This is a genomic window from Vibrio sp. B172a, from assembly GCF_030248355.1.
Taxonomy (GTDB): Bacteria; Pseudomonadota; Gammaproteobacteria; order Enterobacterales; family Vibrionaceae; genus Vibrio; species Vibrio owensii.
In genome coordinates this window covers 358,777-371,798 of sequence record NZ_JAHGAC010000008.1, presented here as the reverse complement: position 1 = coordinate 371,798, position 13,022 = coordinate 358,777, and the positions used below count along the sequence as shown (strand labels likewise).

At 46.9% G+C, this 13,022-nt stretch carries 9 protein-coding genes; 1 reads left to right on the top strand and 8 read right to left on the bottom strand.

The annotated features are described in order from the left end of the window. Nucleotides 1–59: 59 nt before the first annotated feature. Complete coding sequence (locus tag KIT90_RS11525) at nt 60–1,466, bottom strand: PTS transporter subunit EIIC (RefSeq protein ID WP_227742621.1); 1,407 nt, start codon at nt 1,464–1,466, stop codon at nt 60–62. A gap of 286 nt (nt 1,467–1,752) precedes the next feature. On the opposite strand from KIT90_RS11525, the gene KIT90_RS11520 reads away from it, so the two are divergent. Next, on the top strand, nt 1,753–2,952 hold the full coding sequence (locus KIT90_RS11520; RefSeq protein WP_285376754.1) for an enolase C-terminal domain-like protein: 1,200 nt from the start codon (nt 1,753–1,755) through the stop codon (nt 2,950–2,952). Nucleotides 2,953–3,004: 52 nt separating this feature from the next. On the opposite strand, the gene KIT90_RS11515 is transcribed toward KIT90_RS11520, so the two are convergent. The 7 genes from KIT90_RS11515 to KIT90_RS11485 all read right to left on the bottom strand — a co-directional run bounded on the left by KIT90_RS11515 (nt 3,005) and on the right by KIT90_RS11485 (nt 13,005). After that, nucleotides 3,005–3,721: a GntR family transcriptional regulator gene (locus KIT90_RS11515; RefSeq protein WP_009706571.1), complete on the bottom strand. Its 717-nt coding sequence runs from the start codon at nt 3,719–3,721 to the stop codon at nt 3,005–3,007. A 225-nt stretch (nt 3,722–3,946) separates the two neighbouring features. Next, a complete protein-coding gene (locus KIT90_RS11510) occupies nt 3,947–5,869 on the bottom strand; it encodes an alpha-amylase family protein (protein WP_285376753.1) in 1,923 nt (640 codons plus the stop codon). Continuing rightward, nucleotides 5,863–7,344, bottom strand: a complete 1,482-nt coding sequence (locus tag KIT90_RS11505; protein ID WP_285376752.1) for a glycoside hydrolase family 32 protein — start codon at nt 7,342–7,344, stop codon at nt 5,863–5,865. The genes KIT90_RS11510 and KIT90_RS11505 overlap by 7 nt, the downstream gene beginning before the upstream one ends. 261 nt (nt 7,345–7,605) lie before the next feature. Then, nucleotides 7,606–8,610, bottom strand: coding sequence for an OmpG porin family protein (locus KIT90_RS11500; protein ID WP_285376751.1), 1,005 nt, complete (start codon nt 8,608–8,610; stop codon nt 7,606–7,608). Between the two features lie 194 nt (nt 8,611–8,804). Then, nucleotides 8,805–9,938 carry an ABC transporter ATP-binding protein gene (locus KIT90_RS11495; protein ID WP_039987398.1) on the bottom strand — a complete coding sequence of 378 codons (1,134 nt, stop codon included), beginning with the start codon at nt 9,936–9,938 and terminating at the stop codon, nt 8,805–8,807. Between the two features lie 96 nt (nt 9,939–10,034). Beyond that, the gene (pgmB, locus tag KIT90_RS11490; RefSeq protein WP_005434287.1) at nt 10,035–10,670 is read right to left on the bottom strand and encodes a beta-phosphoglucomutase; all 636 of its coding nucleotides are present in this window, start codon (nt 10,668–10,670) and stop codon (nt 10,035–10,037) included. Next, nucleotides 10,663–13,005 (bottom strand): glycoside hydrolase family 65 protein, encoded by a 2,343-nt coding sequence (locus KIT90_RS11485; RefSeq protein WP_009706575.1) that lies wholly within the window; start codon nt 13,003–13,005, stop codon nt 10,663–10,665. The genes pgmB and KIT90_RS11485 overlap by 8 nt, the downstream gene beginning before the upstream one ends. Nucleotides 13,006–13,022: the final 17 nt, after the last annotated feature.

Genomic DNA, 13,022 nt, shown 5'->3' with positions numbered 1-13,022 from the left:
CATGCTGAAGAGACCTGTCGCAGATGGACACGACAGGTCTACATAGAGAGAAGAGAGGATTATTTATTATCGATGCGTACAAACATCATGGTCATTGCGAATGACAGCGTAAACACGCCAATCACACCCAATACCGCTTGAACAAAGTTCTGAGTACCACTTGCCAAGTAAGCTGGCAGGCTGAATACCGAAGATAGGATGTAACTTGTTAGATGTGTATCGATAGTCACTGAAATCGCGCCTACGATGCCCGTCGCCAAGCTCGCCATGAATAGTGCTTTGGTGTACTTAGTCAGTACGCCGAACAGCGCTGGCTCTGTGATGCCAAGGATTGCGGTCACACCCGAGCTTACGGTTACCGAAGATTGCTCTTTGCTTGCGTATTTACGTTGCTTGTACCAAATCGCCATCGTCGCGCCTGCAATACCTAGGTTACCCAGACACATAATTGGCATCAGCAAATCTTTTCCGTACAGCGCGAAGTTGTTCAAGCTGATTGGCGTCATGCTGTGGTGAATACCGAACACAATGGTAATTGGACGAGTTAGACCAAACACAAAGCCCGTCAGCGTTGGTGAGATCTCTAAAAGTGAGCTCACTACCCAACCTGCGCCGTTACTTAGCCACATCCCCGCAGGGGCAACAACAGAAAGCACAAGAGTCGACGTCACAGTGAAAGCAAGTAGCGGCGTGAATACTGGTTTGGCAGAAGCAGGAACTAACTTATCTACCATAGGGGTGATTTTAGACAGTACCCAAACCGCTAGAATCGCAGGTACGATCGCGCCGCCGTAGTTAAGCAGCTCAATTGGAATCACACCAAATACGTTCAATTCTGGAGCATTGCCAGCTTCAGAAAGAATGGTCGCTTTTTCCAGTAGTTTTGGCGACATCATCGCTGCAGCCACCGCTAACGCAATGTATTCGTTAACTTTAAACACTTTCGCCGCAGAGAAAGAAACCAGCATAGGTAAGAAGAAGAACACCGCGAGAGAAATCGAACGGAAGAAGAAAACGGTATCTGAGCTTTCTGAAATTACGTTGGTCGCAATTAAGCCCGATAGCAGCCCCATCAACATACCCGAACCAGCAATCGCAGGCACGACAGGGCCAAAAATGCCCGCTACCACGCGCATTGCGTTTTGGAATAGCTTGCCTTTCTCTTGCTCGATTTCTGCATCTTCTGGTGCAGCACTTGCCCCAGACAAGGCTAAGTACCATTTTTCAACGTCAACACCGATGATCACCTGCGTCTGACCTTGTCCAAGCACCACGCCTTTTACGCCTTGAATTGCTTCAAGTTTTGCTTTGTCGGCTTTCGATTCGTCTACCAGTTTGAAGCGCAAGCGGGTCATGCAGTGGGTAATGTTAGCAATGTTCTCGTTGCCGCCAAGTGCCGCGACCAATTCTTGTAGTTTCATGCTAAAGCTGTCTGCCTTACCTGACGACGCATCGCCAGTTGCCATGTTTGTTTGTGTCAATTGCATCATACTTTCCTATGTGCTTTGTCTGCTCATTCACTGCGCTCATCATAGCTACTGGAGGTATTTATCCAATCGACAAATTAGTGATTAAACTCACATTAAAACGGCTAAAAATTAAATTTTCGGCTTTTTTCGCCAATTGGTTCGTTTTTCTTGCCGAATTCAAAACAGGAACGAACCAGTTAAATTTAAGCATAATTTACCGCTTGTAATTTGTATTTTTTCACGCTTATATAAAATAAATCCTGTTAACTAGAGATAGTTTGAAGTGAAAAAAAATACCATATCAAATATTGAGTGCGTGATTACCAAGCCAGACAGACATAACCTGATTACTGTTATTGTAGAAACAGAATCTGGTGTAACAGGCTACGGTTGTGCGACATTCCAACAACGACCATTGGCAGTAAAAACCATGGTTGATGAATATCTTAAGCCATTATTAATTGGTAAAGATGCAAATAATATTGAAGATCTGTGGCAAATGATGATGGTCAATGCATATTGGCGCAATGGCCCTGTGATCAACAATGCTATTTCTGGTGTTGATATGGCACTTTGGGATATTAAGGCAAAAATAGCCGACATGCCGCTTCATCAATTATTTGGTGGTAAGTCTCGTGACGCTATTCAAGTATATACGCATGCCACCAGCGATACGATGGAAGGCTTGTATGAGCAAGTAGATAAATACTTAGAACAGGGTTATCAACATATTCGTTGTCAGTTAGGCTTTTATGGTGGTGTGCCAGAAAATATTCAAACGGCGCAAAACCCAACCCAAGGCTCTTACTACGACCAAGACCAATATATTGAAAACACGGTAGAAATGTTCAAAAACCTACGTGAGAAATATGGCAAACAATTCCATATTCTTCATGATGTACACGAGCGTTTGTTCCCGAACCAAGCGATTCAATTCGCGAAGCAAGTCGAGCAGTATAACCCGTTCTTTATTGAAGATATTTTGCCGCCAAGTCAGACAGAATGGTTGGATAATATTCGCAACCAATCGAGCGTATCTCTGGCTTTGGGTGAGCTGTTTAACAACCCTGAAGAGTGGAAAGCGTTGATCATCAATCGCCGTGTCGACTTCATCCGTTGCCACGTGTCACAAATCGGTGGTATCACACCAGCACTGAAACTCGGTCACTTCTGTGAGAGCTTTGGCGTTCGTATTGCTTGGCACTGCCCACCTGATATGACGCCAATTGGCGCCGCAGTGAATACTCACTTAAATGTGCATCTACATAACGCTGCGATTCAAGAGCATGTTGAATACAAAGCCAATACACAGCGCGTCTTCCCGAACGCAGCAGAGCCAATCAACGGTTACCTATACGCATCTGAAATTGCAGGTATCGGTGTGGAGATGGATCGCGAAGCGGCACAAGACTTCCCTGTTGAATACCGCCCACACGAATGGACGCAAAGCCGTTTACCAGACGGCAGTATTCACACACCTTAATGCCTCGTTTGTCCTAGCGACGGCGTTAAATGCAGACCTAAAAAAACGACCGCTACTCGCGGTCGTTTTGATCTCGGTAATTAAGGCTCTCGGGATTAAACTTAGTGTGATAAGTACACTGGTAATTAATATCAATAATATCGCTCACCACAAAGACTTCACCTGTTTTTAAGAACCCTCGATTAGTAATATTCATCGCGGAACTATTACGTTTACAACCCAATAAATCCGCATCTTCTTTAGAAACATTAATTGCTTGATAAGTGGTTAAATAACTGTCGATTTCTAAACCTAAAGACAACACGTGTTTCTGTAATGAACTCTCAATAATCTCTTCGGTAATTTTAGGAAACATACTTACGGGTAATTTTGTTTCCTCAATCTGTGTCACTTTACCCTGAATTAATCGCAGACGTTTAATATTCCACAGATATTCATCTTCCTCGATAGAAAACATCTGCATTTCATGCGTAGTCGGTAGACGTTTATTCAGTTTTATTTTCTTGTATGAAATCTCACCAAATTTATTTTCAGTGACCGAATTATAGATGAGTGGCGAACCAATAATTGAGGTATTTACGAAATAACCTGAACCTACTTTGGATTTCACAATACCAATCGCTTCAAGTTTGGACAGCGCCTTTCGTACCGAAAAACGAGAAATATCATACTTTTCCGCCAATTCACGCTCAGACGGCAACTTCACATCGATGACGTTTTGGCAAATTTTACTGATGATATCTTGAACTAATTCTTCGTATTTCTTCATAAGCATTCAATTATTATCGACAATGGGTGATTTATACCATCTTTTACTTATCAATATAATCTAAATACCGAAACTTAGAAGCAAAATAGAGAATGCGCGCACCTTATTTTATTTCCGAGTGATTATTTACTTAGCATTCACTATAAGAGTGAAGATTACTTTGGCTCAAAAAGTAAAAAGGGCACATTCCGTGCCCTTGCTTTTTGGTGTGATGAACCGTAGAAGTTACTTGGCTTTCAGCCAGACGACGTCGTATGCGCCCATGACCAGTTCGTCGCCCGTTTTCTCGTCTCCCGTCAGGATGTCAGCGACTTGGCGTGAGCCTAGAACGCCACAAATCGACATTGGGATACGTTGTTCATGCTCGCTGAAGTTGCACACTGCCAGCAGCTTATCGCCATTGTCATGCTGTCGGCAGTAGGCAAACAGATGTGGACGATAAGTTTCTAAGATCTCGGTTTTCGCCGCGCCAAATACTGGGCTTTGACGGCGCAAACTGACCATTTGCAGCAAGTCACTGTGAATACGATGCTGATAACTGCCTTTGGTTTCTGCCAATGCGACCGCTTCTGCGCTAATTTGAGGACGGTTCACCCAGCGCGCATCTTCGCGTTTAAACTCATCATTCAAGTAGCTGTGATCGTTCAAGATACCTAGCTCATCGCCCTGATAAATCAGCGGAATACCACCGATGCTCAAGTTGATGCTATTAAGCAGACGAATACGCTTCAATGCGTGCTCAATCGCTTGTGAATCATCCGCTTCTATCGCTTTTTCTAGCCCAGCAAGAGAGGCCAATGAACCACACACGCGGCAATCGCCCGTGGTTGGGTTTTCTTGGAATGGCACACCCTGAGAGAATGAACCGTTGAATTTGCCAGTGTAGAACTGGTTTAGGAAGCGGCGATGCTCATAGCCATTAATGCCAAGCTGCCCAGCGACTGCATCATCAAACGTCCAGCCAATATCGTCGTGACAACGAATGTAGTTCACCCATGAACACTGGTCTGAAATCTCAAAGCTTTTCTTTAATGATGCTGTCAGTAGCTTGGTTTCACGTGTTGCCAAACTTTCCCACATCAGCGCCATCATCAGTGGGTTGTAGGACAACTGACACTCATCTTTGTCGATGTACTGTGCCACCTCATCTGGGTGCACAATCGCTTCAGATTTAAATAACACAGCAGGCGCTGCAATCTGCAAACAGGTGTTGAAACACTGAATCAGAGTATGCGCCTTCGGCAAGCTTTCACATTGGGTCCATTTCTCTTTCCAAATAAACGCCAAGGCGTCCAAACGCAGACCTTCACAACCGATGTTAGCTAGAAACAGCATCTCATCAGTAATCGCGTTAAATACTGCAGGATTTGAGTAATTGAGATCCCATTGGAAGCTGTTGAATGTCGTCCAAACGTACTTCTCTACATCTTCTAAGAAAGTGAAGCTGCCACGACGGACGGTTGGGAAGATCTCGCGGCAAGTTTGATTGTACTCATCCACTTCTTGCTTATCCGTGAAGAAGTAATAAAAGTCTTCAAACTCAGGGTTGCCTTTACGCGCTTGCTCCGCCCAGTGGTGTTCATCTGAGGTGTGGTTGAACACGAAATCCAGCACTAGGCTGATGCCTTCATCACTCAATGCCTCTGCTAACTGCGCTAGATCTTTCTCTGTGCCTAGCTTTGGATCGACCTTGCGGTAATCCGATACCGCATAACCGCCATCGCTGTCCCCTTCTGGTGCTTTGTAAAGCGGCATCAGGTGAAGATAGTTAATCCCCAGAGACTTGAGGTACGGGATCTTCATTTGTAGCTTTTTCAAATCACCCGCAAACAAGTCGACATACACCGCCATGCCGAGCATTTTTTCGCTGCGGTACCAACTTGGATTACCGAGGCGCTTCTCATCCAAGTTCTTCCATTTGCGTTTGCGACCTGCAAAGGCTTTGGCAAGCACAACCACCAGCTTTTGTAGGTGCAAGAAGAAGTCATAGCGTTCACCATAAAGCGAGTGCAGTTGCCCAACTAAAGATGGAAAATGCTGCGCCAGACGTTCAAGAAACACCTTCTCGTCTTTCTTGGTTAGCTTTGGCAATTCAACCGAATCAAGAACTTGCTGCAGTGCTTGGTGGGTTTGTCGTTCGTTTAACATGTTTTCTCTCCTGCCAAACTAGATACTTGAACGTTGCGCAGTGCCAGCGAGCCGCTATCCACATTCAAGGCGACACTTGCTTGCGTTTCTTTGGCGTAAACAAGGTTGGTAAAGCTGAATTGACCAGCATTGATCAACAACTCGACTGAGCCTTTGTCGATCAACACTTCGACTTGGAATTCATTCTCAATCGGTAAGGTCACGCGATAGTCGTGTGGAAAGTGTTCATCAATGCGTTCCGAGCCAAACTGACCACGACGTACAGAGCGCACTTCTATGCCTTGCTCGACACCAACAAACTCAAAGTAAGCTGGATTATCTTGGTACACATTTAGGTGCAACGTTTGGCTATCTTGCAGCGTCACATCAGCGCTGAACTTCATGACTTCTTGTAGGCTGTAAAGACTAATCGCTTGTTCGTCACTTGGCTCTGGCGTTTGCACATCAAGACTCAACGCCTGATTAAGCTCTCTTACAAAGCGTTGTCCAACACGTAACCCTGCTTTCCCTTCAAACAGGAACAGCTCACGAGGCATGGCCATCGAACTGCGAAACTCTTGGGTAGGTAATTCAAGCGAGTACTGATGATTACTCATCCATGTACTGACGATACGGCGACCGTCTTCAACTGGGATGTCAGAAAATGACTGAGTCGCGTAGTAATCACGACCGAAATCGAGCCACAATACGGTCTCTGGATGATTGTGATTGATGAAGGTTTCGCCATCAAAGTCGCCAATGAAATACTGCGTACCAGCACCGCCACAGTGCGCCCCCTCACCAATGCCAACCACCAAGACCCAACGTGTTTCTTGCGAGCCTTCGATAGGCAGTTCAAACAAGTCTGGGCATTCCCACGGGCCTTTGCTGTGCGCACCATGACGGTAGCCAAACTCGCTCACTAAACGCCAGTCCAATAGGTTGGTCGAACGGTAGAACTCGATATGTTGACCACAAGACACCACCATCACCCACGCTTGGCTTTGCTCATGCCAAATCACCTTGGGATCACGGAAATCCGGATTACCCCGTGAAGTAATGATCGGTGCACCGTTGGCGAACTTCTTCCACGTCATGCCATCTTGGCTATAAGCGAGAGACTGCTGTTGGATTGGATCTTCAACTTCAGTGCCATCAGCTAATGTCACTTTAGGTTGAATGAAAGACGTGTAGAACGCCAATAAGCCCGGTTTGCCAGCCTCAAATAAACCTGAGGTGTTATGCCAATCGACAATCGCACTGCCCGAGAAGCACATGCCAGATTCATCTGGATACAATGCAGGCTCAAGCTCTTGCCAATCTATCAAGTTGGTACTGATTTTGTGTCCCCAGTGCATTGGTCCCCAAACCGTATCGCTTGGGTAATACTGGTAGAACTGGTGATAATGACCATTGAAGAACACCAATCCGTTTGGATCGTTCATCCAACCCGAATCTGGCGTCATGTGAAGGTATGGGCGGTATTTTTCTGTCATAGCAAATCTGATCGTTGTAAGTAAAACTTGGTTTGAGCGAACCAGCAGGAAGAAAAAAGGAGTCCCATAGAACTCCCGGACAAAGTCGTTGCTGCCAAAGCGCGTCCAAAACAAGGCTTACTCTAAGTACCCTTCAAATAACTTAGCCTCGCGGAACAAATTAGCCCCAAAGGAAAAGTTAACGTCCAAAAGACAATCTGAATGGGCACTTCATAAGCAAATAGCTTTCTCCTCTCCCCCAGAGGAGAAAGCTATTGGGGTTTAGAAGCTGTAGTTCACACCTAGGATGAACAGTGGGATGTAGCCATCGAACGCATCACGCTCTGGGCCGCTTTCTAGGTCAAGTTTCTTGTAGCTTGCCTCACCGAACATGCGCCAGCTCTTAGACAGTGGGTAGTTCGCTGAGATACCGATTTTTGAGTAATCTTCAGTCCATAGGTGTGCGCTGTCTGAGTTGCGCTCTTTCTCGAATGAACCAAATTCACCCCATAGAGACGCCGACAGTTTGCCCCAGCTGTACCAGATACCCGGTTTGATGATCCACTCGGTTTCCGTTTCTGCGTAACCGTCTTTTGCGTTCCACTCACCGACTTGGTAACGGAAGTTTAGCCATGCGCCAGAGTTGTCAGAGATTTTGTAGCCAAAGCCCGGCTCCACTTCCCAGTACGGGAACTCACCTGTACCGCGTTTGTATTCCACGTGGTAAAGCGCGTAGCCGTGCATTTCTAAATTGTTGGTCAGTTGGTAAGAGCCGAATACTTTCGCTTCTGGCGTGGTACGTTTATCAATACTTTCACCCGCCAGTTTTACACCCCAACCGATGTGACCTTTGTCGTGACCGTAGCTGCGGTTCACAAAGATCTCTTGAATTGCGTTCACGCCTTTGTCGTATTTCGCGTGTTTTAGGTTGCCGTTGAACAGTTCTTCACGGCCAGAGTAGAAACCGAAGTCCCAACCCGGTAAATCATCATGGCGGAAGTTACCTTGCAGCAAAGTGTATTTCACTTTACCTTCGTTCACGCCGTCATCGCGGATCACGCGTTCCACTTCCACGTTGGTACCCAGTGTGCCGTGGAACTTCGCTTCTTCATGCTTTGGCACGTCCAATGCAGTGAGCAGTTCTGCGGTTGAGTAATCCGCTTTCAGTTGTTCCACTTTTACAGCAAGCTCAGCGTCCTGCGTTTCTTTCTTCTCTTCTTCGGCAAAAGCGTATCCTGAAAGGGTCAAGCTAAAGAGGATGGAAGAAGCCACTACTGTTTTTTTCATGATGTTTACCTTATTATTTCGTCGTTACTGTCTGTCCCGCGCCAACGGGATAGTTTTTTTGATGCCTGCGCCAACAGGCATTAAGGTCACATTCAAAATTCATCCAGAACCCGAATTTTGAATGCAGTAATCCTAAGCCCGCCGCTGTAGCGGGCTTTTTTATTATTTTTAGAATGGTGTCGGCGTACGCCGAATTAGATAGCTTGTTTGACTTGCGGCGGAGGCGTAATCAAATCGTCCAACGTCATGCCACGTTGGAACGCATGCCCCTTGCTATCGAATAAGTGACATTTCTCAGCCGGAATGCGGATGTTCAAACGCTGGCCGATTTCGACATGCACAGTACCTGGCACACGAACCAATACTTCCTGACCACCGCGCACTAGAGTGGTGTAAAGCAGCGATTCTGTCCCTAGGCGTTCGAAGCCCTCAACAATCACACCCACACCTTCTTCATCAAGGTGGATGTCTTCAGGGCGGATACCAAGCGTCATCAATGCGCCTTGTGTTGCGCCTTTTGCGTTTACGTCCGCTTGGAAGGTGTAGTCACCCACTTCTACCGTTGCTTTTTCATCGCAAGCAGAAACCAGAGTCGCTGGCAGCAGGTTCATTTTTGGAGAGCCGATAAAGCCTGCTACGAACAGTGTTTGAGGGAAGTAGTAAAGCTCCAGAGGCGAGCCAACTTGCTCTACAACGCCTGCGCGAAGTACCACGATTTTGTCGGCTAGCGTCATGGCTTCAACCTGATCGTGGGTTACGTAAATCACGGTAGATTTGAGTTTTTTGTGGTATTCCGCTAGCTGCAAACGCATACGAACACGTAGGGATGCGTCTAGGTTAGATAGCGGCTCATCAAGTAGGAACAACTTCGGATTGCGAACAATCGCACGACCAATCGCCACGCGCTGACGCTGACCACCCGATAGTTGACTGGGTTTTTGTTTCAGAAGGTTTGTCAGCTCTAGCATTTCCGCTACCTGACGTACTGCTGAATCAATATCGTCTTTGCTTTTCTTCGCCAGTTTTAGGCCAAAAGCGATGTTTTCGTAGACCGTCATGTGCGGGTAAAGCGCATAAGATTGGAACACCATGCCAATCCCACGATCGGTTGGTGAAAGGTTATTAACCACCTCACCGTCTAAGCACATGTCCCCTGATGAAATCTCTTCCAAACCTGCGACCATACGCAGCATGGTTGACTTACCACAGCCTGATGGCCCAACGAATACCGTGAATTCACCGTCTTCAATGGTCAGGTTGGCATCCTTGATGATGTGTGCACCATCAGGATAAATTTTGTTGATGTTCTTCAGTTCTAAACGTGCCATTGTTCTACCTATATTTCTTTAAGAGTCTGGGCTTTAGGTGATTCGGGGACAGCACGCCGATATCAACGACTGCCCCACCACACTTCTTATTTTGGATTAACCTAGGATCTCGCCCAAGTTGATGCCTTTGGTGTCATCGAAGCGCCATGTCGCGTGACCAACACGGTCGTTAGGACCAATGCCTACTACGCGCATGCCTGCTTCTTTTGCTGCGTCTACCCCCGCTTCTGCATCTTCAACTACGATGCACTCGTCAGCGTTTACGCCCACTTGGCCTGCTGCGTGGATGAACACGTCTGGCGCTGGCTTAGAGCGGTTAACTGACCAACCATCACCGATAGCATCAAACAGTGGTGTTAAGCCAAGACGGTGCAGGATAGGACGAGCATTCTTACTTGCTGACGCCAGTGCCACTTTGATGCCACGTGCGTTTAGCTCAAGTAGGAATTGCTCAATACCCGGTAGAACGTCTTTCGCAGAAATCGTGTTTAGTAGATCCACGTAGTAATCGTTCTTACGCTTCATTAGTTCAGCAAACTTCTCTTCGCTGATCTCTTTGCCGTTCAAGATGATGTTCAGCGACGCTTGTCGAGACACGCCACGAAGCTGCTCATTGATTTCACGGTCGAAGTAGTAACCTTCTTCGTTCGCCATACGTTGCCACGCTTGGTAGTGCAGCTCAGCCGTATCCGTGATTACGCCATCTAGGTCGAAAATGAATGCCTTACACATTGAACGTCACCTCTGTTGAATCGATAACACGTGGCTCACCTGCAACTTCGATGTTTAGCACTTGGCCGTTGAACTCAGGGCGCTCGATACGAACTTGCTCTTGGTCAACGGTCACTTCTAGACGCTCACCTTTCCAGTAGATTGGGAAGTTCAGGCTTTCCCATTGCTTAGGAAGGTTAGGGTTGATACGCAGGTTGCCACCTAGCATACGAACACCGCCGAAGCCGTAAACCACACACTGCCACATGCCGCCGATAGACGCCGCGTGAATGCCGTGATCCGAGCTCTTCATGTTCTGACCGATATCGATAGACGCGGCTTGTTGGAACAGGTCGTAAGACAGCTCTGGGTTGCCAACATCTGACGCCAATACCGAGTGCGTAGACAGACTTAGCGACGAATCGTGCAGTGTCTTCGGCTCGTAGTAGTTCCAGTTTGCCAGCTTGGTTTCTAAGTCGAACTTATCTTCTTGCTGTAGGAACAGCACCATGATGTCCGCCTGCTTAGAAACCTGCATGTCATTAACCTGTTCTAGGTTGTAGTCTTGGAACAGACCACCAACGAATGGCTGCTCTTTATACTTAGTCAGGTCGATGATTTCTTTCTGTAGGTAAGTGTCATCCTGTGGGATTACCTTATCTTCAGCACGTGGCTTCGGTAGATAGATGTTGTCTACGCGGTCTAGCCACATTTGACGAGCTTCCACTAGGTTTAGCTTGTCAGACAGCTTAGCCAGTAGCTCTGGGTTAGACGCTTCTAGATCCTCGTAGTAACGAATCGCTAGTTTGATGTTCTCTACTGCCATGTAGTTAGTGAACGCGTTGTTGTCGATGTGCTCTTTGTACTCATCAGGACCGATTACGTCACAGATACCCCACATGTTGCGGTCTTCTAGCCAATCTAGGCGGCTTGTCCAGAACGTTGCTGTGTCGAACATGATCTCGTAGCCCATGTCGTCCATGAACTTCTGGTCGCCAGTGATTTGGTAGTACTGCCACAATGCGTAAGTGATGTCACACGTGATGTGCTGCTCGATAAAGCCAGACCAAATCTTCGTCGACTTACCCGTGATGATGTCTACTGCGCCCCATACTGGCGTTACTTCTTCACCCGTTAGTGCCGATTCCCATGGGAACTGTGCACCAATGTAGCCGTTGTCTTTCGCTTTCTTACGAGCGCCATCTAGCGTCTTAAAGCGGTACTCAAGTAGGCTGCGCGCTACTTCTGGCATGGTGTAGATGAAGAACGGAAGCATGAATACTTCTGTATCCCAGAACGAGTGACCTTTGTAGCCTTCGCCAGATAGACCTTTCGCACCGATACCGAAGCGAGAGTCGTGCATTGGCGTAAAGATGTTCAACTGGTATTGAGCAAAACGGATCGCAAGTTGGTCGAAATCGCTACCACCGATAGTGATGTTCATGCCTGCCCAACGCTTATCCCACTCTGCTGCGCTCTCTTCTAGAAGTTCATCAAAGCTGCGGTCAGCGTTGTTTTTTAGGTTCGTCAGAGCGTGGTCACGAAGTGCTTGAAGCTTGTAACCTTCCACATCGAACTGCTTGTCGCGAGACGTATGAACCACACCGACTTTTTCTGTGCCGAACGTTTCGCCCGCTTTCAGATCGTAGTTGATGTTTACCCATACTTTACGACGGTCCATCGCAAGTGATGGGTCGATTTCTGTCTCTTGGCCGTCAACTAGGTAGCGGTGAGACGTTAGGAAAACAAAGTCTACTTTGCTCTCTGTTGTGTGTTGTAGAAGCTCGATAAAACGCTTGTCGTAGATACGCTTTTCGCCTTCGTGGAAGTGCTGAGCACCTGAGTTAGAAAGCTGCGCATCCACACCAGAGCGGATTTCGATTTTCGCATCGCTGTTCAGTGCTTTTACTTGAACATCGAATGCCATTAGGTGAAGGTTTGCTTGCGAGAAGAAGCGACGGAAACGCATCTCAAAACTCTTACCTTCGTTGTTTGTCCATGTGAATTCACGGATTAGCTCACCGTTTTTCACGTTTAGGCGACGAGAGTAGTTGCTCACTTCACCTGTTTCTAGGTGGAAACGGCGACCATCAATGAAGATTTCAATCGAGCTCATGTCTGCAGAGTTTGGCAGCTCGGTTACTTCGTCTGCATCAAACTTGTTGTAAGTACCAGCAACGAAAAGGTTGCGAACTTGGCCCACGTATTTTTCTTCCGTTGCACTACGCGCACCCATGTAGCCATTACCTTGGCTCATTACCACTTCACATTTGCCTTGGAAAGCTGAGTCAAACGCCGTCTCTTCAACGATCCAGTTTTTTAGTTCGCCTTGACCAGCGTTGTAGTTCATAAACATCTTAAATATCCCCGAAA